The sequence below is a fragment of the Paraburkholderia yinzeri genome (genome assembly GCF_046581065.1).
In the GTDB taxonomy this organism is placed as follows: domain Bacteria; phylum Pseudomonadota; class Gammaproteobacteria; order Burkholderiales; family Burkholderiaceae; genus Paraburkholderia.
The window spans coordinates 1,953,507-1,977,074 of sequence record NZ_JBFOCJ010000001.1 but is presented as its reverse complement, the minus strand read 5'-3'; the positions used below and the strand labels follow the sequence as shown (position 1 = coordinate 1,977,074).

Here is a 23,568-nt window from a genome sequence, read left to right as displayed (position 1 = left end):
AATTTCCGAGCGTCCGTTCGAATCCAACCCTGACATTCAGTTTTCATTGCCGATGTCCATCCGCTACCCCTTACTCAATCGCGAGCTGGGCATTCTGGGATTCAACGAGCGCGTGCTCGCGCAAGCGGCCGACCCTTCGGTCCCCTTGCTCGAACGCCTGCGCTTCATCTGTATCACCAGCAGCAACCTCGACGAATTCTTCGAAGTCCGTATGGCCGGGCTTCAGGAACAAATACGCGACAACCCGGGCGCGCTTTCGCCTGACGGCATGTCCCTACAGCATGTGTACGACCTCGTGGTCGAGCGCGCGCAGCGGCTCGTGCACCGTCAGTACAGCATGCTGCACGATACCGTGCTGCCGGCCCTCGAGCAGGAAGGCATCTACTTCCACGGCACCGACGCCTGGAACGAAGCGCAGACCGAATGGGCGCGCCGCATCTTCCTCGACGAATTGCTACCCGTTCTCACGCCAATCGGGCTCGACCCCGCGCACCCGTTCCCGCGTGTGCTCAACAAGAGCCTGAACTTCGTCGTCGAGCTCGAAGGCAAAGACGCCTTCGGGCGTCAAGCCGTCATGGGCATCGTACAGGCTCCGCGCGCACTGCCGCGTCTCGTGCGCATGCCGCAGGAACTCTCGGGCTTCCAGCACGGCTTCGTGCTGCTCGGCTCGCTCCTGCAGCGCTTCATCGGCGAACTGTTCCCGGGGCTCGTCGTGCGCAGTTGCAATCAGTTCCGCATCACGCGCAACAGCGAGCTCTTCGTCGACGAAGACGAAATCACGAATCTGCGCGTCGCGCTGCAGGGCGAACTGCCCGCGCGGCACCTGGGCAATGCCGTGCGCCTCGAAGTATCGGCCGACACGCCGGTGCAGCTCGTGAAGCGTCTGCTCGACGAAAGCGGCCTCACCGAAAAGGATTGCTATTACGTCGACGGCCCCGTGAATCTCGTGCGCCTCATGCAACTGCCCGAGATGGTGGACCGCCCCGACCTCAAATTCGTGCCGCACGTCCCCGCGATTCCGAAGCGCATCGCCGCGAACAGCAATCTGTTCGACGTGATCGATCAGGGCGACGTGCTGCTGCATCATCCGTACGAAAGCTTCCAGCCCGTGCTGGAACTGCTGCTGCAGGCCGCAAACGATCCGAACGTGGTCGCGATCAAGCAGACCATCTACCGCACTGGTACCGACTCGCCGCTGATGGACGCGCTCATGCAGGCCGCGCGCAACGGCAAGGAAGTGACGGTAGTGGTGGAACTGCTCGCGCGCTTCGACGAGGAAACCAACATCAACTGGGCCTCGCAGCTCGAAGCCGTGGGCGCACACGTGGTCTACGGCGTGGTGGGCCACAAGTGCCACGCAAAAATGATGTTGATCGTGCGCCGCGTGTCCCAGAACGGCCGCATGGTGCTGCGTCGCTACGTGCACCTCGGCACCGGCAACTACCACCCGCGCACGGCACGCCTCTATACGGACTTCGGCCTCCTGACTTCCCAGCCGAAGATCTGCGAGGACGTGCATCACGTCTTCCAGCAGTTGACCGGCATCGGTGGCGAACTGCCGCTGCACGAGCTGTGGCAGTCGCCGTTCACGCTGCATCCGAAGCTGGTCGAAGCCATACGCGCCGAGGCCCACGCGGCGCGTGCCGGCAAGAAGGCGCGCATCGTCGCGAAGATGAACGCGCTGCTCGAACCCACCGTGATCGACGAGCTTTACGAGGCCTCGCAGGCTGGCGTGAAGATCGATCTGATCGTGCGCGGCGTCTGCTCGCTGAAACCCGGCGTACCGGGCCTCTCCGAGAACATCACGGTGCGCTCGATCGTCGGGCGCTTCCTCGAACATCACCGCATCTACTACTTCTATGCCGGGGGCGAGGAGAACGTCTATCTGTCGAGCGCCGACTGGATGGACCGCAACCTGTTCCGCCGCGTCGAAGTGGCCTTCCCGATCGACGACCGGCGCCTGAAGCGCCGCGTGATCGCCGAAGGTTTGTCGACCTTCCTCGGCGACAACCAGTCGGCATGGCTCATGCAGAGCGATGGTCACTACCGGCGCCGCCGCGCGGGCAAGTCGGTGCGCAATGCGCAGTTGAGCCTGCTCGCGAAGTTCTGCCCGTGACGCCGTAACGTTATCGCGCCGCGTCGTTTCGTGCGACGCGCGCCGCAAGCAAAAAGGCCGCGCAATTACGAATTGCGCGGCCTTTTTATCGCCCGGACGAAGCGTGCCGTAAAGCGTGCCGTCTCACGCCGGCGTCGGCTGCCGCCGCGCCGTACGCCCGACCGGGAAGCGCACCGTAAACGTACTGCCGCGCCCCTCCTCGCTCTTCACCTCGAGCGCCGCATCGTGGCGCTGCAGCACGTGCTTGACGATCGCGAGGCCCAGCCCCGTGCCGCCCGTGTCGCGCGAGCGGCTGCGGTCCACGCGATAGAAGCGCTCAGTCAGACGCGGAATGTCCGCGGACGGAATGCCAAGGCCGCTGTCCGTCACCGAGAACACGGCGCTGTGGCCCTCCTCGCGCCACGACAGGTGCACCGTGCCGCCTTCCGGCGTATAGCGCACCGCGTTGGTCGCGAGATTGCCGAGCGCACTCAACACTTCGGTTTCCGAACCGGTCACGCTGAGGCTGTCGTCGAAGTCGGCCGTGATGCGATGATGACCGCCCGAAAGATTCTCCGCATCCTCGCACACATGGCAGAGCACCGCGCGCATGTCGACCATGTGATCGCCGGGCTGCTGCCCTTCGCCTTCGAGCTGCGCGAGCACCAGCAGGTCCGTCACGATGTGGCGCATGCGCGCCGCCTGCTGCTCCATGAGTTCGAGGTAACGCGCCCGCTCGCTCTCCGAAAGCGGCAACTCGTGCATCGTTTCGAGGAAGCCCGACAGCACGGTGAGCGGCGTCTTCAATTCGTGCGAAACATTCGCGACGAAGTCACGGCGCATCGCGTCGGTGCGTTCGAGCTCCGTGATGTCCTGCGAGAGCACGAGCTTGCGGTTATCGCCATACGGAAACACCTGCACCGAAATCACGTTCTGCCGCTTTGCGCCCATGCCGCGCATGATCAGCATGTCTTCGTAGCGGTTGGAGTTCAGGTAGCGCACGAAGTCCGGCTGCCGCACGAGGTGCGTGATGTGCTGGCGCAGGTCGCGCTTCGCATCGAGCCCGAAATGCAGTTCGGAAATGGCGTTGCACCACTCGATCTGGTCATGGTCGTCCAGCATCGCGACGCCATTGGGCGAGGCCTGGATCGCCTGGATGAAGCGCGAATGCTGCTGCTCGACCTGGCGCACCTGGGCGTGCCAGCGTTTCGCGAGCTTGTGCAGACGGTAATAGATTTCGCCCCAGACGCCGGGAGCGCTGGGGACTTCGCCGTAGACCGGCGCATCGAGCAGGCGCCAGAGACGCTGCTTGTGAAACGTGCTGAAGAGCATTTGCGCGAGCAGCGCGGCGACCGCCAGCGCAAGCGCGACCTTGACGCCGAATAGCGCACTGACGCCCGTGCACACGAGCGCGAGCAAAACGATGGAAACGAAGGAGCGCGCCCAGATGATGTTCATGTTCCGTTGATCTGAAAGAGACAGTCCGAACGGGGACGCCTGGTCGGGGCGCGCTGCATCGATGCGCGAGCGGCACGCAATCACACAGATCCGCGCCGCGGCGTGCAGCGCGGCTAAAGCAAGTCGTGCGTCAAGCGCTCTTCGCGAGACGGTAGCCGCTACCGCGCACCGTTTCGATCATAGCATCGCACCCCGCCGGCTTGAGCGCGGCGCGCAGCCGCTTGATGTGCACGTCCACGGTGCGCTCTTCGACGAACACATGGTCGCCCCACACCTGGTCGAGCAACTGCGTGCGGCTGTGCACGCGCTCGGGGTGCGTCATGAAGAAGTGCAGCAGCCGGAACTCGGTCGGGCCGAGGTCGAGCTTGATCTCGCTGCCTTCGGCATGCGCGGCGACGCGGTGCGTGGCCGGATCGAGCTTCAGGCCGTTGATCGCGACGACGTCCTCGGTAAGCTGCGGCGCACGGCGGCGCAGCACCGCCTTGATGCGCGCCATCAGCTCTTTCGGCGAGAACGGCTTCGTGACGTAGTCGTCCGCGCCGATTTCGAGGCCAAGCACCTTGTCCTGCTCGTCGCCGCGTGCGGTCAGCATGATGATCGGGATGTGCTTCGTGCGCTCGTTGTTGCGCAGATCGCGCGCGAACGACACACCCGACTTGCCCGGCAACATCCAGTCGAGCAGGATGAGATCGGGCAGCACGTCGCTGATCAGGTTCTGCGCCTGTTCCGCGTTGTATGCACGAATCGGGCAATGCCCCGCGTGCTGCAGGTTCACGGAAATCAGCTCCGAAATCGCGGGCTCATCTTCGATGACGAGAATGCTGCTAGGCATCGGCACCTCTTGACCTTTTATCCAGTTAACTCAGCTCAATGCTTCACGTTCGAGCGCGTCGCGCGACTTGTGCCGCACGTCGGTGCCCTTCACGATGTAAATGATGAACTCCGCGATGTTCTTCGCGTGGTCGCCGATCCGCTCGATCGCCTTGGCGATGAACAGATAGTCGAGTCCCACCGAGATCGTGCGCGGATCTTCCATCATGTACGTCACGAGCTTGCGCACGAACGCGCGGAATTCCTCGTCGATGGCCTTGTCGTCGCGCACGATCTGCGCGGCGGCAACCGTGTCGAGGCGTGCGAACGCGTCGAGCGCGCGGCGCAGGATCGAGACAGCCATCTCGCCCGAGACCTTGATCTCGGCGATGTTCACGCTGCGCGAGGCACCGTCTTCGAGCAGACGCTTCGTGCGCTTCGCGATCTTCTCGGCTTCGTCGCCGGCGCGCTCGAGGTTCGTGATGGTCTTCGAGATCGCGAGCACGAGACGCAGGTCGCGCGCGGCCGGCTGGCGGCGCGCGATGATGTTGCTGCACTCTTCGTCGATCTCGACTTCCATCGTGTTGAGGCGGTCTTCCGCGACGATCACGCGCTCGGCGGCTTCGCCGTCGAATTCGTTGAGCGCCTGCATCGCCGTGATGATCTGCGATTCCACGAGGCCGCCCATTTCGAGAACCTTCGACGAAATGAGGTTGAGGTCGGCGTCGAACTGGCTGGACAGATGCTTGTCGGACATAATTTCCTCCCTCTCCCGGTCAGCCGAAACGGCCCGTGATGTAGTCTTCCGTTTCCTTGCGGACCGGCTTGATAAAGATCTTCTCGGTGTCGCCGAACTCGATCAGCTCGCCGAGATACATGTATGCAGTGTAGTCCGAACAACGCGCGGCCTGCTGCATGTTATGAGTGACGATCACGACCGTGTAGTCGCTCTTGAGCTCGGCGATCAGCTCTTCGATACGGCCCGTCGAGATCGGGTCGAGCGCCGAGCACGGCTCGTCGAGCAACAGCACTTCGGGGCGGATCGCAATGCCGCGCGCGATGCACAGGCGCTGCTGCTGGCCGCCCGAGAGGCCGTAGCCGCTCTGGCCCAGCTTGTCCTTCACTTCGTTCCAGAGCGCGGCCTTGGTCAGCGCCCACTCGACGCGGTCGTCCATCTCCGGGCGCGAAAGCGTCTCGAACATCTTCACGCCGAACGCGATGTTGTCGTAGATCGACATCGGGAACGGGGTCGGCTTCTGGAACACCATGCCGATACGCGCACGCAGGAGCGAGATGTCCTTGTTGTAGGTCAGCAGGTTCTCGCCGTCCATGAGGATCTCGCCTTCCGCGCGCTGCTCCGGATAGAGCGCATACATCTTGTTGAAGGTGCGCAGCAGCGTGGACTTGCCACAGCCCGACGGGCCGATGAACGCCGTCACCTTGCCTTCGGGAATCTGCAGGTTGATGTTCTTCAGCGCATGGTATTTGCCGTAGAAGAAGTTGAGGTCCTTCACCTCGATCTTCGGCTTGCCGAGCGTTTGCTCATGCGCACCCTGGGCGGGATCCGCAGGTTCGAAACCCGCAGCCGGCACACTGGCGTGGCCGGCGGTGTTGATGTGACTTTCTGCCATGTTCATCGGATGACTCCGCCCTTACTTTTTCGAAAAGATGCCGCGCGCGAGAATATTCAGCCCCAGCACGCCCAGCGTGATCAGGAAAACACCGGCCCAGGCGAGCGATTGCCACTGCGCGAACGGGCTCATCGCAAACTTGTAGATCGTGACCGGCAGATTCGCCATCGGCTGATTCATGTTCACGCTGAAGAACTGGTTCGACAGCGCCGTGAAAAGCAGCGGCGCGGTTTCGCCGGCAATGCGCGCCACGGCCAGCAGCACGCCCGTCACGATGCCCGCCACGGAGGCCTTCAGCGTGATCGACATCACCATCTTCCACTTCGGGGTGCCGAGCGCGAAAGCCGCCTCGCGCAGCGCGTTCGGCACGAGCTTGAGCATGTTCTCCGTCGTGCGGATCACGATGGGGATCTGCAGCAATGCGAGCGAGATCGCACCGGCCCAGCCACTGAAGTGCCCCATCTTCGCAACGAAGAGCGCGTAGACGAACAGGCCCACGACGATCGAGGGCGCCGACAGCAGAATGTCGTTGATGAAGCGCGTCACGCTGGCGAGCCACGCCTTCTGGCCGTACTCGGCGAGATAGACGCCCGCGAGAATGCCGATCGGCGTGCCCACGAGCGTAGCAATGCCGACGAGCAGCAGGCTGCCGACGATCGCATTGGCCAGACCGCCGCCATCGGTGTTCGGCGGCGGCGTGGACTGCGTGAAGAGCTGCACGGAAAGTCCGCCCACGCCGAGCGAGAGCGTCGTATAGAGAATCCACACGAGCCAGACGATACCGAACGCCATGGCGGCGAGCGAGCACGTCAGGGCGATCGCGTTGACCACGCGGCGGCGGTGCTGCAGCTTGCCGCGCATCTTCTCCAGTTCGGCGCCGTAGGTGGCGCCCGGAATCAACATCCGCGGCTCGCTCATCGTGCGCCCTCCGCTTTTTCGAGGCGCAGCAGCATGACCTTCGAGATCGCGAGCACGATGAACGTGATCACGAACAGGATCAGGCCCAGCTCCATCAGCGCGGAAGTGTGCAGGCCCGGTTCCGCTTCGGCGAACTCGTTGGCGAGCGCCGAGGTGATGCTGTTGCCCGGCGAGAAGAGCGACACGTTGTCGAGCAGGTTCGTGTTACCGATCACGAACGTGACAGCCATGGTCTCGCCAAGCGCGCGGCCGAGGCCGAGCATCACGCCGCCGATCACGCCGGTCTTCGTGAACGGCAGGACGATCTTCCACATCACTTCCCAGGTCGTGCAGCCGATGCCGTAGGCCGACTCCTTGAGCAGCACGGGCGTGACTTCGAACACGTCGCGCATCACCGAAGCAATGTACGGAATGATCATGATCGCGAGGATCACGCCGGCGCACAGAATGCCGATGCCGATAGGCGCACCCTGGAACAGAGCCCCGACGAACGGAATACCGCCGAGCACCTGGCCGATGGGCTTCTCGAACCACTGCGCGAAGATCGGCGCGAACACGAGCAGACCCCACATGCCGTACACGATCGACGGGATCGCGGCCAGCAGTTCGATGGCGATGCCAAGGGGACGGCGCAGCCACGCGGGCGAAAGCTCGGTGAGAAAGAGCGCGATGCCGAAGCTCACGGGCACGGCGATGATGAGCGCGATGATCGAGGTGGCGATCGTGCCGTAGATGGGCACGAGCGCGCCGAACTGCTCGCTGGGTGGATCCCAGTCGGCAGTCCAGAGGAATGCGAAGCCGAACTTCTGGATCGTCGGCAGCGAAGCAATGATGAGCGACACGATAATGCCGCCGAGCAGCAATAACGTGACGATAGCGGCGAGGCGCGCAAGGCCGCCGAAAATGATGTCGCCGACCGGACTGGGCGCTTTTTGTTGCGCCGCGTTGCCGGACGGATTCGACACGAGCGGGAAGTCGGACATGGTGACCTGTTTCCAGATGCCGTCAGGTGCGAGCCTGGCGGCCGTCATGCAGCTGGGGACTGCAGCCCGTCCATTCTCCGGCCTTACAACCGGATAACGAACGGTCTCTTTCAAAACGGCCGAACGGGGCTCGCGCGATTTTCGCGACGGCCCCGTCCGGCTTGGCGTCAAGCCTGCCTTTTATTCAGCGATCGGCTTGCCGCTCGCGTCCTTGACCTTCGTCTTCCACTGGGACTGGATCTCGTCCACGACCGATTGCGGCAGCGAGATGTAGTCGAGGTCGCTCGCCGCGGCACCGCCGTTCTTGAACGCCCAGTCGAAGAACTTGAGCGTTTCCTTGCCCTGGTCCGGCTTGTCCTGCGCGGTGTGCAGCAGCACGAAAGTCGCGCCCACGACCGGCCATGCGTCCTTGCCCGGCTCGTTCGTGAGGATCTGGTAGAACGACTTCTTCCAGTCGGCACCGGCTGCAGCAGCCTTGAACGTCTCGGTATCCGGCTGAACGACCGCGCCCGCTTCGTTCTTCATGGCAGTGTAGACCATGTGGTTTTGCTTCGCGTACGCCCACTCGACGTAGCCGATCGCGCCCGGCAGACGCTGCACGAAGGCCGCGACGCCGTCGTTGCCCTTGCCGCCCGTACCCGTCGGCCAGTTCACGGTCGTGCCTTCGCCGATCTTGCTCTTCCAGTCGGGGTTGACCTTCGACAGGTAGTTCGTCCAGATGAAGCTCGTGCCCGAACCGTCGGCGCGGCGGACCACGGCGATGTCGAGGTCAGGCAGCTTGACCTTCGGGTTCAGCGCGACGATGGCCGGATCGTTCCACTTCTTGATCTTGCCGAGATAGATGTCGCCGAGCACCGGGCCCGACAGCGTGATTTCGCCGGCCTTCACGCCCGGCACGTTGATCGCCGGCACGACGCCGCCCACCACCGTCGGAAACTGGAACAGACCATCCTTGGCAAGATCGTCGTCCTTCAGCGGAGCGTCCGAGCCCGCGAAGTCGACGGTCTTGGCGAGGATCTGCTTGATACCGCCCGAGGAGCCGATGCCCTGGTAGTTCACCTTGCCGCCGCCCGACTTTTGATAGGCGTCCGCCCATTTCGTGTAGATCGGTGCTGCAAAGGTGCTGCCCGCGCCGGTGATATCGGCTGCCTGCGCTGCAATCGCGAAGAGCGCGCCAGCAACGCCAGCGAGCGCGGTTTGCATCAATTTCATGAGACCTCCAGTGTGTGAGCGGATGAACGACACCGCGAAGCTTAGGGTCTCTATGTGACAGTACCGTGACGATTCATGAATTGAACATGACAATACGATTACCGGATGAAAGGCGGGACTTGGCTGGAGAAGGGACTGACTTCAAGGCTGTTGCGGCCTGTACAGCAAGCATTTGAGGACGCGCCGCAAAGGTTTGCAGCCTGCGGCGGGAGGACGCAGCGCGGGTGGTTTTGGCGAATTTACCTGTCACCGAAAGCGTATTGAAACCTCTCTGGGCAAGACACCTGTGAGGCCAGAATCAACGTGCGCGGTGGTAGCGTTGTCGCCGCGCACGATGACTAAAGGAGTTCCGGCTCAGGCAATGGAGCGTTGGACCGTCTCGGCTATCGCTTCGGCGTGTTGATTGGCGTCGCGCTCCTCGCGTGCCTCGACCATCACACGCAGCACCGGCTCCGTGCCCGAAGCGCGGATCAGCACGCGGCCGCGGCCCTTGAGCTCGGCCTCGGCGTCGGCAATCGACTTCTGGATCGTGGCGTTGCCCTTCCAGTCGGCACCCTGCGCGATACGCACGTTGATGAGCCGCTGCGGAAACAACTGCACGCCATCGAGCATCTCCGCGATCGTCTGCCCGCTGCGCTGCATCGCGGCCAGCACGAGCAGCGCTGAAACGATACCGTCGCCTGTCGTGTGGCGATCGAGCGACAGGATGTGCCCCGAGCCCTCGGCGCCTAGCTGCCAGCCGTGCTCGCGCAACTGCTCCAGCACGTAGCGGTCGCCCACGGCGGCGCGCACGAATTTCACGCCAAGGCGCTCGACGGCCTGCTCCACGGACAGGTTCGTCATCAGCGTACCCACCGCGCCTGCCACCTCGCCGTCCGTCGCGATGCGATCCTTTACGAGCACGTAGAGCAGTTCGTCGCCGTTGAAGAGGCGCCCGTGCGAGTCCACCACCTGCAGGCGGTCGGCATCGCCGTCCAGCGCGATGCCAAGATCGGCATGATTCGCGCGCACGGCACGCACGAGCGCGTCCGGCGCCGTCGCGCCAACACCGTCGTTGATGTTGAAGCCGTTCGGCGAGACGCCGATCGGAATCACATCGGCGCCCAGTTCATGGAACACGTGCGGCGCTATGTCATAGGCTGCGCCGTTCGCGCAGTCCACGACAAGTTTCAGCCCGCGCAGGCTGAATGCTTGCGGGAAGGTGCTCTTGCAGAATTCGATGTAGCGCCCGCGCGCATCGTCGAGGCGCCGCGCGCGGCCAAGCTGGGCGGACGGCGCACAGTCGAGCGGCAACTCCAGTTGCTCCTCGATCTGCGTTTCGACTTCGTCGGGCAGCTTGTTGCCGTCGGCGGAGAAGAACTTGATGCCGTTGTCGTAATAGGGATTGTGCGACGCGCTGATCACGACGCCTGCCGCGAGCCTCAGCGCCCGCGTGAGATAGGCAATGCCGGGCGTGGTCATGGGACCGGCCAGCATGACGTCGATGCCCGCCGCCGAAAGCCCGGCCTCGAGCGACGCCTCCAGCATGTAACCCGAGATGCGCGTGTCCTTGCCGATCAGCACGGCCGGGCGCGGCCCTGAGGCCGCGGCCGAACCGGCGAGCACCTTGCCCGCCGCATAGCCGAGCCGCAACACGAAATCGGGCGTAATCGGCGCCGAGCCGACCTTGCCGCGCACTCCATCCGTTCCGAAATAACGACGTCCCATCCTTCGATTCCCCTCTTTCTGCACGGCGTCTGTTCAGTTCCGCGTTCAAGGTTATACACGGTGGGCCGGACGGCGCGCGGCTTCGCGCACAGCGGCCCATACCTTCAGCGCGTCCACAGTCTGTGCGACATCGTGAACGCGAATGATTGCCGCCCCCCGCTCGGCCGCGCACACCGCGGCGGCCAGGCTGGCGGCGACACGCTCGGGTGCGGGACGGTTGACAAGCGCACCCAGCATCGACTTGCGCGACATGCCTGCCAGCACTGGATACGGCGCCGCCCCCTGCCCCACGCGCGGTGCCGTATCGGGCAGGTGCGCGAGCAGCGCGTAATTGTGCTCGATCGCCGCTTTGCCGAAGCCGAAGCCCGGATCGACACTGATACGCGCCTTCGCGATACCCGCCGCCTCCAGCCCGGCAACGCGCGCCGTCAGAAACTCGCGAACTTCGCCCACGACGTCGACATAAGCCGGCTCGCCCAGTTGCATCGTCTGCGGTTCGCCCAGCATGTGCATGACGCACAGGCCGCAATCGCTCGCGCGAACGGCATCGACCGCGCCCGGCATCCGGAAACCCCAGATGTCGTTGATCAGATCGGCACCGGCGGCTAGCGCACGACGCATGACTTCCGGCTTGTACGTGTCGACCGAGAGCGGCACGTTTGCGCTCCGCAGTTGCTCGATGAGCGGAATCACACGTTCGAGTTCCGCGTCGAGCGGCACCGGCGGCGCACCCGGCCGCGTCGATTCGCCGCCGATGTCGATGATGTCGGCGCCGTCGAGCAACATCTGCTCGGCACGGCGCAGCGCCTCGCCGCGCTCGTAGCGGCCGCCGTCGGAAAATGAATCCGGCGTCGCGTTCAGGATCCCCATCACGAGCGGGCGCTCGAAGGTCAGCGTGAAACGGCCGCACTTCAGAGGCTCGGGAGCCGGTTCGGTCGGGAGATTACCCTGCAAAAGCATATTGGGCACGTCAACAAACGTCAGATAGGTAACAAAGCTTGCGCCAGTCGAACGCGGTGGCAAGAAATGTCGAAAGAAATGTGAAGCGGGCCGATGTGACCCGCACATCGGCCCGCAACTTTACCGGACCCCGCTCAAGCCGGCGCGGTCGCGCTACCGGGCTTGACCTCGCTCGAGCTGCCGCCCGACGACGGCGCGTCGCCGGCACCAGGTGCGCTGCTCTTGGGCGAGCGCGGCGGACGGCCCGCCATGATGTCGTTGATCTGGTCGGCGTCGATCGTTTCCCACTCCATCAGCGCGGCAGTCATTGCCTCGACCTTGTCGCGGTTCTCGTCCAGGAGACGCTTCGCGAGGTTGTACTGCTCGTCGAGCACGTGGCGGATTTCCGCATCGACCTTCTGCTGCGTCGCTTCCGAAATCGTGCGCGTGAAGCCGCGGCCGAACGGACTGGCGTCGTTCTCGTCGTCCACATAGACCATCGGCCCGAGGGCATCGGTCATGCCGAAGCGCGCGACCATCGCGCGGGCCGTCTGCGTCGCCTTGTTGAAGTCGTCCGATGCGCCCGTGCTGAGAAGATTCAGGAACAACTCTTCCGCCACGCGGCCACCGAACAGGATTGCCAGGCGATCGAGCAAATAGTCCTTCGAATACGTTTCGTTGTCGTGCTCCGGCAACTGCCACGTCACGCCCAGCGCACGGCCGCGCGGGATGATCGTGACCTTGTGCACCGGATCGGCCTTCGGCAGCAGCTTCGCGATCACCGCGTGGCCCGACTCGTGGTAGGCCGTCGCGCGCTTCGCTTCCTCGCGGATCACGGCCGACTTGCGCTCCGGACCCATGAAGATCTTGTCCTTGGCATCTTCGAAGTCCTGCATTTCGACGATGCGCTTCCCGCGGCGGGCCGCGAAGAGCGCGGCCTCGTTCACGAGGTTCGCGAGGTCTGCGCCCGAGAAGCCCGGCGTGCCGCGCGCGATCACGGCCGCGTCCACGTCGTTGGCGATCGGCACCTTGCGCAGGTGCACCTTCATGATGTGCTCGCGGCCGCGAATGTCAGGCAGCCCCACATAGACCTGACGGTCGAAACGGCCCGGACGCAGCAGCGCCTTGTCGAGCACGTCGGAACGGTTCGTTGCCGCAATCACGATGACGCCCGAGTTCGCCTCGAAGCCGTCCATCTCCACGAGCATCTGGTTCAGCGTCTGTTCGCGCTCGTCGTTGCCGCCGCCCATGCCGGCGCCGCGATGACGGCCGACCGCATCGATTTCGTCGATGAACACGATGCAAGGCGCGTGCTTCTTGGCCTGCTCGAACATGTCGCGCACGCGGGCCGCGCCCACGCCGACGAACATTTCCACGAAGTCCGAACCCGAGATGCTGAAGAACGGCACCTTCGCTTCGCCGGCAATGGCGCGGGCGAGCAGCGTCTTACCGGTGCCCGGAGGGCCGACCAGCAGCACGCCGCGCGGAATGCGGCCACCGAGCTTCTGGAATTTCTGCGGATCGCGCAGGAAGTCGACGAGTTCGGACACTTCTTCCTTGGCTTCGTCGCAGCCCGCAACGTCGGAGAAGTTGACCGCGTTGTTGTTCTCGTCGATCAGCCTTGCGCGGGACTTGCCGAAGGAGAACGCCCCGCCTTTGCCGCCCCCCTGCATCTGTCTCATCATGTAGAACCAGAACACGATGATGAGGATCGTCGGTCCCAGGTAGTACAGTGCGGAAACCAGCGCGTTCGGCTCTTCGTCGGCCTTGCCGCTCACCTGCACGCCGTATTTCATCAAGTCGCCGACCATCCAGATGTCACCCGGGGAGACGATCTGGTATTTCTGGCCATCAGCCGGAGTGACCGTGAGGTTCCGCCCCTGCACCACGACGCTCTTGACCTTGCCGCTTTTCGCGTCGTCCATGAACTGCGAATAGGAAACGCCTTCCTGGACACGGGGCTTGTCGAACTGCTTGAACACCGTAAACAGCACCAGTGCGATCACCAGCCACACTGCTGCCTTGGAAAACATGTTGTTGTTCAAAGCACCACTCCTTCACTCATTGACGGGCGCCTACATTTGCCTTGCGACACCACCAAAGCATTCTAATCCACTACGCCAGGCCCCGCCATAACGATTCGCTAACGCGGGAATAGCCTCAGAGCCTTGTCCGGCGAGCCTTCCGGGCGGCTTTGCAGCCACCGGCGGCGCGTCATGGACAAGCCTCACGTGCGGGCGAATGCCCCCTTCTCAACGGGGTCGCTTCAGCTGTTTACCCAATATAAACGTTTCGGCCGATTTATCCCGCGAAGCTTTCGGTTTGCGGGCGGCCACGATCTTGAACTGATGCTTGAATTTCTCGACGATCTGGCTATAGCCACTGCCGTGAAAACATTTTACTAAAAGGGCACCATCCGGCTTCAAATGATTCTGCGAGAACTCGAGCGCGAGATCGCAGACATGCTCGATGCGCGCAGCGTCGGCCGATGCCACCCCCGAGAGATTGGGTGCCATGTCCGAAATTACAAGATCGACCGGGCGTCCGCCCACGCGTTCCTCGAGTTGCGCGAGCACCTCGTCTTCGCGGAAGTCGCCCTGAATGAAGTCGACGTCGGCAACCGGCTCCATCGGCAGCAGGTCGAGCGCGATGATCGTGCCATCGATGCCACCCTGGCGTTGCTCGTCACGCTTCGTACCCAAGGCGAGCTTGTTACGCGCGTACTGGCTCCAACTGCCCGGCGCCGCGCCGAGATCCACGATCACCATGCCGGGGCGGATCAGCTTGTCCTGCTCGTCGATTTCCTTGAGCTTGTAGGCAGCGCGGGCACGATAGCCCTCCCGTTGCGCCATTTTCACGTACGGGTCGTTGATATGGTCGTGCAGCCACGACTGGTTGAAGCGGTTTTTTGCCATTAAAAATGAACTCTTGCTGCGTGATTGCGCGCTTTTAGCGGATAATACGCGTTTTATTCGTGCGGCCGCCGCGGCCCGTCCGGCAGAGGTCACGCCGGCTTTCGCCCGCGCCGGGCCGTTCCCACGGTTTTTTCCGTAGTTCCGATGCGCTGTCCGCCAGGCGAGCCGCTCATGCCACAGGCATGCCGCTCATTGCCGCCTGCCGGCGGCCGTCATTTTAGTCGAGTCTGCCAGATCCCATGCCCGCCCTCTCTCTTTCTGCCGAACAGCGCGCCGAACTGCGCTCCGCGGCTCATGCGCTCAAACCGGTTGTGCTCATCGGCGCGGAAGGGTTGACCGACGCCGTCCTCAAGGAAATCAAGGTTCACCTCGCCGCGCACCAGCTCATCAAGATCCGCGTGTTCGGGGACGAGCGCGAAGAGCGCATCGCAGTCTATGAAGATATCTGCGACCGGCTGAACGCCGCCCCCATCCAGCACATCGGCAAGCTGCTCGTGATCTGGAAGCCCGAGGAAGCCGCGCCGAAGACCACGACGGCCCGTGCCGGCGCACGCGGCACCGTCAAGCGCCCGGCTGGCGACGTACCGAGCGCGGGCGATGCGCGCCGCGGCGCCGCGCCCCGCGTCGTCAAGGTCGTCAAGCCGAGCGAAAACCCGATGCGCAAACCGAAAGCGCAAAAAGTCGTGGTCAAGGGCAACGAGCGCGTTACGCAAGGCGGCAACGTCAAGCGTGCGAAGAAGCGCCAGACCAGCAGCAAGCGCGTCCACCAAGGCTCGAAGTAAGTCGCTAAGCCAGGCAATCTAACTACACGCGCCGCCCGGCCTTGCCGGCGGCGCGTTTTTCTTTCCGGACGGGACGAAAAGCGTGGGCCGCCCACCCCGCGCGGCAACGCAATTCAGAGCGGATGACGCTGTGGCGTAACGACGCGTGCTGACGGCAGAAGCCACACTAGCGCAACGCCCAGCAGGCTCTCGACCAGATAGAAGAGGCTCGATACGCCGTGCAGCATGCCGAAGCGGCTCGCGTAAGGCGAGTTCGCGATGTCCATGCCGGCGTTCATCGCCTCCACGCGCAACGCGTTCATGAACGGCTGCAACGCGAAGTAGCCCACCAGCACACACACGAGCATCCCGACCAGCAGCCAGCGCAACCGGCGGTACTGCAAGGCGCCGCGCCGCGCAAGCTGGTTCGAGAGCACGAGCATCAGCACGCCGCACACTGCGCCCAACCAGCCTTCGATACGAAAGAGCTGGGCCGCGACCGAGCCGGCCGTCATGCGTTCGAGCGAAGCGAACAGTACGGGCGCAACCGCATAGCCGATAGTGAGCTGGCTGCCCACCCACAGCATGGCGAGGAGCCCGAACAAGCGATGCGGAGCCGGGGAAACGGATGTCACGTTGGCGTGCCCGTCAGACGTACCGAACCTCGATGACTTCGTACTCGCGCACGCCGCTCGGTGCCTGCACCGCGGCGACGTCGCCTTCCGACTTGCCGATCAGCGCACGCGCAATGGGCGAACTCACGGAGATGAGGCCATGCTCGAGGTCGGCTTCGTCGTCGCCGACGATCTGGTACGTGACCGACTTGCCCGATTCGAGGTCTTCGAGATCGACCGTCGAGCCGAACACGATGCGGCCGTCCGCTTCCAGCGTAGCCGGATCGATGACTTGCGCCGCCGCCAGCTTCGACTCGATTTCGGCGATGCGGCCTTCGATGAAGCCCTGCTTCTCCTTTGCCGCGTCGTACTCCGCGTTTTCGGACAGGTCGCCCTGCGCGCGCGCTTCGGCGATGGAATTGATGACCGCCGGACGTTCGACGGATTTCAGGCGCTGGAGCTCTTCGCGAAGTTGGTCCGCGCCGCGCCGGGTCAAGGGAATCGTGCTCATAAACAACTCGTATGGCCGGTTAAAGCCGCAATGAGGCCGCGCCACGAGCGCTTGCGCGAACGTTGCGGCCATAAAAAAATCACCGCGGTTAAGTGCATCCCGCGAGGGTGGCGGCGCGATCTGGCGCAGCCCGAAAACCCTGTTGGAACGCCGCTTAACCGCGGCACATATTCAGCTGGTTTGTCTGCCCTGTTCCGTTATTGGACAGACACTCGAAGCCTTAGTTTAGGCGAGCGTGGAGTCCTTGTAAATCATAGACTTCCAGGTTCTTCAGATAGCGCAGACCCTCCACGGCGGCCCGCGCTCCCGACATCGTAGTGTAGTACGTGACCTTGTTCGCCTGTGCGCTCATGCGGATCGAGCGCGAATCGGCGATCGCGGCGCGCGTCTCGTCGACGGTCGTGAACACGAGTGCGATCTCGCCGTTCTTGATCATGTCGACGATATGCGGACGGCCATCCTTCACCTTGTTCACGACCTTCACCGGCACGCCGGCCGCTTCGATCGCAGCGGCCGTGCCTCGCGTCGCCACGAGCCCGTAGCCGAGCTCGTGCAGCATGCGGGCGACTTCGACCGCCTTCGGCTTGTCCGAGTCCATCACCGTGATGAACACGGTGCCCGACTCCGGCAAACGCGAACCGGCCGCGAGCTGCGACTTGAAGAGCGCTTCGCCGAAGGTCTTGCCCACGCCCATCACTTCGCCCGTCGAACGCATTTCGGGTCCGAGCACCGGGTCGACGGTCGGGAACTTGATGAACGGGAACACCGCTTCCTTCACGCTGAAGTACGGCGGGACGACTTCCTTCGTCACGCCTTGTACGCCGAGCTTCTGGCCGACCATCGCCCGGGCCGCGATCTTCGCGAGCGGCAGGCTCGTGGCCTTCGACACGTACGGCACCGTACGCGAGGCCCGCGGGTTCACTTCCAGCACGTAGATGACGTCCTTCTTCGAGCCATCTTCCGGATTTGTGTCGGAAGGAACCTGCTGAATCGCGAACTGCACGTTCATCAGGCCGACCACATTCAGCGCCTTGGCCATCGCAGCCGTTTGACGCTTCAGTTCGGCGACGGTCTCCTTCGAAAGCGAGTACGGCGGCAGCGAGCACGCCGAGTCGCCCGAGTGCACGCCCGCCTGCTCGATGTGCTCCATCACGCCGCCGATGAACACGGCTTCGCCGTCGGAGATGCAGTCCACGTCGCATTCGATCGCGTCGTTCAGGAAGCGGTCGAGCAGCACCGGCGAATCGTTCGACACCTTCACGGCCTCGCGCATGTAGCGTTCGAGGTCGCGCGGCTCGTGGACGATTTCCATCGCGCGGCCGCCCAGCACGTACGAAGGACGCACGACGAGCGGGTAGCCGATTTCGTCGGCGAGCTTGAGCGCCTCGTCTTCAGCGCGCGCGGTGCGGTTCGGCGGCTGGCGCAGGCCGAGGTCCTGCAACAGCTTCTGGAAGCGCTCGCGGTCTTCGGCCGCGTCGATCATGTCGGGCGAGGTGCCGACGATGGGCACGCCGTTCGCTTCGAGGTCGAGCGCAAGCTTCAGCGGCGTCTGGCCGCCGTACTGCACGATCACGCCAACCGGCTTTTCCAGGTCGACGATTTCGAGCACGTCTTCGAGCGTCACCGGCTCGAAGTACAGACGGTCGGACGTGTCGTAGTCGGTCGAAACGGTCTCGGGGTTGCAGTTGACCATGATCGTTTCATAGCCGTCTTCGCGCATGGCGAGCGCGGCGTGCACGCAGCAGTAGTCGAACTCGATACCCTGGCCGATCCGGTTCGGGCCGCCGCCCAGCACCATGATCTTCTTGTTGTTCGTCGGGTTGGCCTCGCACTCTTCCTCATAGGTCGAGTACATGTAGGCCGTTTTCGTCGCGAACTCGGCTGCGCAGGTATCCACGCGCTTGTAGACCGGGCGCACGTTCAGCTCGATACGGCGCTTGCGCACGTCGGCGGCGTTCGCGCCGAGCAGCTTCGCAAGGCGGCGATCCGAGAAACCGCTTTGCTTCAGGAAACGCAGTTCGTCCTTCGAGAGGCTCGCCAGCGTGCGGCCCTTCACGGCCGCTTCCTTCCTGACGATCTCTTCGATCTGCGCGAGGAACCACGGGTCGATCGCGGTTTCTTCGAAGATCTCTTCGCGCGTCATGCCCACGCGGAACGCGTCGCCCACATACCAGATGCGGTCCGGACCGGCTTCGCCGATCTCGCGGATGATCTCGTCGCGGCTCGCGGTCTTCTCGTCCAGACCGTCCACGCCCACTTCGAGGCCGCGCAGCGCCTTCTGGAACGACTCCTGGAACGTGCGGCCGATCGCCATCACCTCGCCCACCGACTTCATCTGCGTCGTGAGACGCGGATCGGCTTCGCGGAACTTCTCGAACGCGAAACGCGGGATCTTCGTGACGACGTAGTCGATGGTCGGTTCGAACGAAGCCGGCGTCTGGCCACCCGTGATTTCGTTCTTGAGTTCGTCAAGCGTGTAGCCGACGGCCAGCTTCGCCGCCACCTTGGCGATCGGGAAGCCCGTGGCCTTCGAGGCCAGCGCCGACGAACGCGAGACGCGCGGGTTCATTTCGATCACGATCATGCGGCCGGTACGCGGGTCGATCGAGAACTGGACGTTCGAACCGCCGGTGTCCACGCCGATCTCGCGCAGGACTGCCAGCGAGGCGTCGCGCAGGATCTGGTATTCCTTGTCGGTGAGCGTTTGCGCCGGTGCGACCGTGATCGAGTCGCCGGTGTGGATGCCCATCGGGTCCAGGTTTTCGATCGAGCACACGATGATGCAGTTATCCGCCTTGTCGCGGACCACTTCCATCTCGTATTCCTTCCAGCCGAGCAGCGATTCTTCGATCAGCAGCTCGCGCGTGGGCGAAAGATCGAGACCGCGCTTGCAAATCTCTTCGAATTCCTCACGGTTGTAGGCGATACCGCCGCCCGAGCCGCCCAGCGTGAACGACGGACGGATCACGACCGGATAGCCGCCCGTGCCGGTGGCCGCGGTAATTTCCGCGTGGACCTTGAGCGCCTCTTCCATCGAGTGCGCGACGCCCGACTTCGCTGAGCCAAGGCCGATCTTCGTCATCGCGTCCTTGAACTTCTGGCGGTCTTCGGCCTTGTCGATCGCTTCCGGCGACGCGCCGATGAGTTCGACGTTGTACTTCTTCAGCACGCCGTGGTGGTGCAGGTCGAGCGCGCAGTTCAGCGCGGTCTGGCCGCCCATCGTCGGCAGGATCGCGTCGGGGCGCTCCTTCTCGATGATGCGCTCCACCACTTCCCACGTGATCGGCTCGATGTAGGTGACGTCGGCCGTGTTCGGGTCGGTCATGATCGTCGCCGGATTGCTGTTGACGAGGATGACCTTGTAGCCTTCTTCACGCAGCGCCTTGCAGGCCTGCGCGCCCGAATAGTCGAACTCGCACGCCTGGCCGATGATGATCGGACCCGCGCCGATGATGAGAATGCTCTTGATGTCTGTCCGCTTGGGCATAACGCTCTCGCTAAATATTTCTGTGTCTTGACTCCGGGCGAGCGGCGCGTGCGTTCACACGCTGCTGCTCGCCCTCGGGCGTGCGCGGTGGCCGGCGCGGTGGCCAGTTTTCCTGCCTGCTTTCCCTGCTCGCTGCGCGCCCTGCTCTGCTCCGCCTTGCGGCTGGCGCTTACGCTGCCGCCGTGCTGCGCTTGTCGCCCCTGGCGTTGTCCATCAGCGCGGTGAAGCGGTCGAACAGATAGCCGATGTCATGCGGGCCCGGCGACGCTTCCGGGTGACCCTGGAAGCAGAACGCGGGCTTGTCGGTCAGCTCGAAGCCTTGCAGCGTGCCGTCGAAGAGGGAGACGTGCGTGACGCGCGCGTTCGCGGGCAGCGTGTCGGCGTCCACGGCAAACCCGTGGTTCTGCGACGTGATGACCACGCGGCCATCGCCAAGATCCTTTACCGGATGATTCGCGCCATGGTGGCCGGTCTTCATCTTCATGGTCTTCGCACCCACGGCGAGACCCATGATCTGGTGGCCGAGACAAATGCCGAAGGTCGGGATACCGCGTGCGATGAACTCCTGCGCGGCCTTGATCGCGTAGTCGCACGGCTCGGGGTCGCCGGGGCCGTTCGAGAGGAACACGCCGTCCGGGTTCAGTGCAAGCGCATCAGCCGCGCTGGCCTGCGCCGGCAGCACCGTGACGTCGCAGCCGCGCTCGGCCAGCATGCGCAGGATGTTCTGCTTCACGCCGTAGTCGAACGCGACGACCTTGTACTTCGGCGCCGACTGCGTACGGTAGCCTTCGCCCAGACGCCATTCGGTCGTGTTCCACTGGTACGACTTTCCGGTCGAAACCACCTTGGCGAGGTCCATGCCCGCGAGGCCCGGGAACGAGCGCGCGAGTTCGATTGCCTTCGCCTCGTCATCCGAGCCGGCGAGAATGGCGCCGTTCTGCGCCCCCTTGTCGCGCAGAATGCGGGTGAGCTTGCGCGTGTCGATGCCGGCGATCGCCACCACACTCTCGTCGCGCAGATAGTCGCCGAGCGTGCGCTCCATGCGGAAGTTCGAGGCGAGCACCGGCAGGTCGCGGATGATCAGCCCGGCGGCATGGACTTTCGTGGCTTCGACGTCTTCGGCGTTGACGCCGACGTTGCCGATATGCGGGTACGTCAGGGTGACGATCTGGCGTGCATAGCTCGGGTCGGTCAGGATTTCCTGATAACCGGTAATGGCCGTGTTGAACACGACTTCACCGATGGTATGACCCGGCGCACCGATCGAATAACCACGAAAGACCGTGCCGTCGGCGAGCGCGAGCAGAGCGGGAGAGAATGACGGCAACACGGGAGACTCCTTGGGGGAACACCCTGTGCCGACCTGTTTATCCGACCGGTGACCTTGCGGCGGCTGCGGCGTCGGCATCGTTTTCAAGATGCGCGCGCGGCTCATTCGCAATTCGTCGCTTTATGTCGCATGTTGCGGCGGCTTTCGTCCGGGGCCAGGCTGCCCCCGGTTTCGCGCCCCGGCCTGAAAGGCTTCGGGAACAGGAATCGAGCGGCACCGACGGCGAAAAGCGCAATACGCGGGCGGCGGATGAACGGATGGGAAGAGGTAGGCGCTAGGGTGCGGGTTGATAAGCTCAAACCTTGAAATTATAGCCCGAAAGTACCCTTTCCTTCAAATTCCAGGATAACGCGGAATGAAAACGCCGTCACCCAAAGGGCGACGGCGCATAAAGTAAAACGATGAGTGATCGGAGCGAACTGCCATGCGCTGCCCCCGCAACGCATGTGGTCACCCTTCGCAAGCCGCTATTTTGATGTCTGCTTTTGCGCGTGGGTGCCGGCCTTCTGGCGGCTTGCCGTACCCTTCGACGCCTTGCTGGGCGCGGCGCTCGACGATTTGGCCTTGACCGGATCGGAAACCTTCACGACCTCGGCGCGCTCACGACCGTGCTTCTTATCGTAGCGCGACTTCGAACCCGTGTCTGCCACCTTGGTGCCAATACGCTGCACGCCGCCGCCCGACACGTTCGTCGCAATCCGTTCCGGCCCCGGTTCGCTCGGCATCGCCTTGCCGACCGCCACGTGCAGCACCAGCACCTGGCCCGGCATGACGTAGTCGCGGTGGGTCTTGTTCCACCCCTTCAACTGGCCGACCGACACGCCATAGCGGCTCGCCACCGTGTCCATGGCCTGCTTGCGGCGCACGCGGATCAGCATCTTGCGCGTGTCGGGCACGTCCGGCTCCATCGCGAGCACGGCGCTTTCGGCAACGTCGGCGCTGATGTCCTCGTCGTCATCGCTGTCGGTGCGCGGCACCACGAGCGTCGAGCCCGCCTTGAGGCGCATGCCGGCCGGAATCTTGTTCACCGACATCAGCGTATCGGCATCGACGCCGATCTTTTCTGCGAGCGCGGCAGGCGTGGTGCGCGCGTCGGTGGTGTAGACGGTCCACGACGACAGTTGGCCCGTGTAGGCCTTCAGGTTGTGCTCGAACGCGCTCGCGTTGTCGAACGGCAGCAGGATCTGCGGCTGCGTCGCGCCGAGAATGACGGGCTTCTTGAACGACGGGTTGAGCGAACGGAACTCGTCGGGCGTCATGTTCGCGAGCTTCGCGGCGACGTCCACGTCGATATCGTGCGACGTGGTGACCGTGACGAAATACGGGTGGTTCGGGATCGAGGGCAGCGTGAGGCCATACTGCTGCGGGTTCATCACGATGTTCTTGATGGCCTGCAGCTTCGGCACGTAGTTACGCGTCTCGTTGGGCAAGCGCAGGCTCTCGTAGTCGGTGGGTAAACCGGCCGCCTGGTTGCGCGCGATCGCGCGCTGCACATTGCCCTCGCCCCAGTTGTAGGCGGCGAGCGCGAGATACCAGTCGCCGAACATGTCGTGCAGGCGAGAGAGATAGTCGAGCGCGGCGCTCGTCGAGGCGAGCACGTCGCGGCGCTCGTCCTGCCACATGTTCTGCTTGAGGTTGTAGGTGCGCCCCGTATCCGGCACGAACTGCCACATGCCCGCCGCCTTCGCCACGGAAAGCGCCTGCGGGTTGTACGCCGATTCGATGAACGGCAGCAGCGCCAGCTCGGTCGGCATGTGCCGGGCTTCAAGCTCTTCGACAATGTGATAGAGGTACTTCTGCGACCGCTCCGTCATGCGTGCGACGTAGTCGGGCCGCTCGGCATACCACTGGGCATTCATGTCCACCAGATCGCTCTGGAGGTCGGGCATCTGGAAACCGCGGCGAATACGCCCCCACAGATCGGCGTCCTGGCTCGTCAAGGAACTGACCGAGCCATTGTCGACGTCGATGGTTTCCTGGGCTGCGGAGGTCTTGCGGAGTTGGTCGGCGGCGGCCTGGGGATCGGCTGTGGCGGGATTGTTGGCGGAATGACTCGCAGATGGTCCCCCGCTCGCGCAAGCGGCGAGCATCAGGACCAGCAGCGCACTAAAAATAAATCGCATGAACGTCTACTTGCATGGCTGGAATTTGCAGCCGATGGTACGGAACGTACACGTTTGCGTCAACCGGAAATATA

General features: G+C 63.7%; 18 protein-coding genes. 2 read left to right on the top strand and 16 right to left on the bottom strand.

The window, feature by feature from the left end; translation table 11 throughout:
* The first annotated feature begins 52 nt into the window (after positions 1 to 52).
* Positions 53 to 2,116, top strand: a complete 2,064-nt coding sequence (gene ppk1 / locus WJ542_RS09475; protein WP_411189053.1) for a polyphosphate kinase 1 — start codon at positions 53 to 55, stop codon at positions 2,114 to 2,116.
* Between the two features lie 123 nt (positions 2,117 to 2,239).
* Here ppk1 and phoR read toward each other — a convergent pair whose 3' ends face one another.
* The 11 genes from phoR to WJ542_RS09420 form a co-directional block, all read right to left on the bottom strand.
* Entirely contained in the window at positions 2,240 to 3,553 is a 1,314-nt protein-coding gene (phoR, locus tag WJ542_RS09470) for a phosphate regulon sensor histidine kinase PhoR (protein WP_411189052.1), read from the bottom strand.
* A 130-nt stretch (positions 3,554 to 3,683) separates the two neighbouring features.
* Complete coding sequence (phoB, locus tag WJ542_RS09465) at positions 3,684 to 4,385, bottom strand: phosphate regulon transcriptional regulator PhoB (protein WP_027795211.1); 702 nt, start codon at positions 4,383 to 4,385, stop codon at positions 3,684 to 3,686.
* Positions 4,386 to 4,415: 30 nt separating this feature from the next.
* Complete coding sequence (phoU, locus tag WJ542_RS09460; RefSeq protein WP_411189051.1) at positions 4,416 to 5,120, bottom strand: phosphate signaling complex protein PhoU; 705 nt, start codon at positions 5,118 to 5,120, stop codon at positions 4,416 to 4,418.
* Positions 5,121 to 5,139: 19 nt separating this feature from the next.
* A complete protein-coding gene (gene pstB / locus WJ542_RS09455; protein ID WP_411190516.1) occupies positions 5,140 to 5,994 on the bottom strand; it encodes a phosphate ABC transporter ATP-binding protein PstB in 855 nt (284 codons plus the stop codon).
* A gap of 21 nt (positions 5,995 to 6,015) precedes the next feature.
* Entirely contained in the window at positions 6,016 to 6,912 is an 897-nt protein-coding gene (gene pstA, locus WJ542_RS09450) for a phosphate ABC transporter permease PstA (RefSeq protein WP_411189050.1), read from the bottom strand.
* The gene (pstC, locus tag WJ542_RS09445) at positions 6,909 to 7,895 is read right to left on the bottom strand and encodes a phosphate ABC transporter permease PstC (RefSeq protein ID WP_411189049.1); all 987 of its coding nucleotides are present in this window, start codon (positions 7,893 to 7,895) and stop codon (positions 6,909 to 6,911) included. The genes pstA and pstC overlap by 4 nt, the downstream gene beginning before the upstream one ends.
* 180 nt (positions 7,896 to 8,075) lie before the next feature.
* On the bottom strand, positions 8,076 to 9,107 hold the full coding sequence (gene pstS / locus WJ542_RS09440) for a phosphate ABC transporter substrate-binding protein PstS (protein WP_411189048.1): 1,032 nt from the start codon (positions 9,105 to 9,107) through the stop codon (positions 8,076 to 8,078).
* 354 nt (positions 9,108 to 9,461) lie between these two features.
* Complete coding sequence (glmM, locus tag WJ542_RS09435) at positions 9,462 to 10,814, bottom strand: phosphoglucosamine mutase (RefSeq protein WP_411189047.1); 1,353 nt, start codon at positions 10,812 to 10,814, stop codon at positions 9,462 to 9,464.
* Between the two features lie 51 nt (positions 10,815 to 10,865).
* On the bottom strand, positions 10,866 to 11,774 hold the full coding sequence (gene folP, locus WJ542_RS09430; RefSeq protein WP_411190515.1) for a dihydropteroate synthase: 909 nt from the start codon (positions 11,772 to 11,774) through the stop codon (positions 10,866 to 10,868).
* Positions 11,775 to 11,908: 134 nt separating this feature from the next.
* Entirely contained in the window at positions 11,909 to 13,798 is a 1,890-nt protein-coding gene (gene ftsH, locus WJ542_RS09425) for an ATP-dependent zinc metalloprotease FtsH (RefSeq protein WP_411189046.1), read from the bottom strand.
* A 207-nt stretch (positions 13,799 to 14,005) separates the two neighbouring features.
* Entirely contained in the window at positions 14,006 to 14,668 is a 663-nt protein-coding gene (locus WJ542_RS09420; RefSeq protein WP_027795220.1) for an RlmE family RNA methyltransferase, read from the bottom strand.
* Between the two features lie 239 nt (positions 14,669 to 14,907).
* Here WJ542_RS09420 and WJ542_RS09415 point away from each other — a divergent pair, with 239 nt between their 5' ends.
* Positions 14,908 to 15,450 (top strand): YhbY family RNA-binding protein, encoded by a 543-nt coding sequence (locus WJ542_RS09415; RefSeq protein WP_411189045.1) that lies wholly within the window; start codon positions 14,908 to 14,910, stop codon positions 15,448 to 15,450.
* 113 nt (positions 15,451 to 15,563) lie between these two features.
* Here WJ542_RS09415 and WJ542_RS09410 read toward each other — a convergent pair whose 3' ends face one another.
* The 5 genes from WJ542_RS09410 to WJ542_RS09390 form a co-directional block, all read right to left on the bottom strand.
* Entirely contained in the window at positions 15,564 to 16,016 is a 453-nt protein-coding gene (locus WJ542_RS09410; protein WP_411190514.1) for a DUF4149 domain-containing protein, read from the bottom strand.
* A gap of 61 nt (positions 16,017 to 16,077) precedes the next feature.
* Positions 16,078 to 16,554 (bottom strand): transcription elongation factor GreA, encoded by a 477-nt coding sequence (gene greA / locus WJ542_RS09405; RefSeq protein ID WP_411189044.1) that lies wholly within the window; start codon positions 16,552 to 16,554, stop codon positions 16,078 to 16,080.
* 220 nt (positions 16,555 to 16,774) lie between these two features.
* On the bottom strand, positions 16,775 to 20,041 hold the full coding sequence (gene carB, locus WJ542_RS09400) for a carbamoyl-phosphate synthase large subunit (RefSeq protein WP_411189043.1): 3,267 nt from the start codon (positions 20,039 to 20,041) through the stop codon (positions 16,775 to 16,777).
* Positions 20,042 to 20,210: 169 nt separating this feature from the next.
* Positions 20,211 to 21,371, bottom strand: coding sequence for a glutamine-hydrolyzing carbamoyl-phosphate synthase small subunit (carA, locus tag WJ542_RS09395; RefSeq protein WP_411189042.1), 1,161 nt, complete (start codon positions 21,369 to 21,371; stop codon positions 20,211 to 20,213).
* A gap of 467 nt (positions 21,372 to 21,838) precedes the next feature.
* The gene (locus WJ542_RS09390) at positions 21,839 to 23,494 is read right to left on the bottom strand and encodes a transglycosylase SLT domain-containing protein (RefSeq protein WP_411189041.1); all 1,656 of its coding nucleotides are present in this window, start codon (positions 23,492 to 23,494) and stop codon (positions 21,839 to 21,841) included.
* Positions 23,495 to 23,568 lie beyond the last annotated feature (74 nt).

What these genes read in the sequence shown, in the direction of transcription:
- ppk1 (WP_411189053.1), top strand. Translation starts at nt 53, where the DNA reads ATGTCCATCCGCTACCCCTTACTCAATCGCGAGCTGGGCATTCTGGGA.
- phoR (WP_411189052.1), bottom strand. Translation starts at nt 3,553, where the DNA reads ATGAACATCATCTGGGCGCGCTCCTTCGTTTCCATCGTTTTGCTCGCG.
- phoB (WP_027795211.1), bottom strand. Translation starts at nt 4,385, where the DNA reads ATGCCTAGCAGCATTCTCGTCATCGAAGATGAGCCCGCGATTTCGGAG.
- phoU (WP_411189051.1), bottom strand. Translation starts at nt 5,120, where the DNA reads ATGTCCGACAAGCATCTGTCCAGCCAGTTCGACGCCGACCTCAACCTC.
- pstB (WP_411190516.1), bottom strand. Translation starts at nt 5,994, where the DNA reads ATGGCAGAAAGTCACATCAACACCGCCGGCCACGCCAGTGTGCCGGCT.
- pstA (WP_411189050.1), bottom strand. Translation starts at nt 6,912, where the DNA reads ATGAGCGAGCCGCGGATGTTGATTCCGGGCGCCACCTACGGCGCCGAA.
- pstC (WP_411189049.1), bottom strand. Translation starts at nt 7,895, where the DNA reads ATGTCCGACTTCCCGCTCGTGTCGAATCCGTCCGGCAACGCGGCGCAA.
- pstS (WP_411189048.1), bottom strand. Translation starts at nt 9,107, where the DNA reads ATGAAATTGATGCAAACCGCGCTCGCTGGCGTTGCTGGCGCGCTCTTC.
- glmM (WP_411189047.1), bottom strand. Translation starts at nt 10,814, where the DNA reads ATGGGACGTCGTTATTTCGGAACGGATGGAGTGCGCGGCAAGGTCGGC.
- folP (WP_411190515.1), bottom strand. Translation starts at nt 11,774, where the DNA reads ATGCTTTTGCAGGGTAATCTCCCGACCGAACCGGCTCCCGAGCCTCTG.
- WJ542_RS09420 (WP_027795220.1), bottom strand. Translation starts at nt 14,668, where the DNA reads ATGGCAAAAAACCGCTTCAACCAGTCGTGGCTGCACGACCATATCAAC.
- WJ542_RS09415 (WP_411189045.1), top strand. Translation starts at nt 14,908, where the DNA reads ATGCCCGCCCTCTCTCTTTCTGCCGAACAGCGCGCCGAACTGCGCTCC.
- WJ542_RS09410 (WP_411190514.1), bottom strand. Translation starts at nt 16,016, where the DNA reads ATGCTGTGGGTGGGCAGCCAGCTCACTATCGGCTATGCGGTTGCGCCC.
- greA (WP_411189044.1), bottom strand. Translation starts at nt 16,554, where the DNA reads ATGAGCACGATTCCCTTGACCCGGCGCGGCGCGGACCAACTTCGCGAA.
- carB (WP_411189043.1), bottom strand. Translation starts at nt 20,041, where the DNA reads ATGCCCAAGCGGACAGACATCAAGAGCATTCTCATCATCGGCGCGGGT.
- WJ542_RS09390 (WP_411189041.1), bottom strand. Translation starts at nt 23,494, where the DNA reads ATGCGATTTATTTTTAGTGCGCTGCTGGTCCTGATGCTCGCCGCTTGC.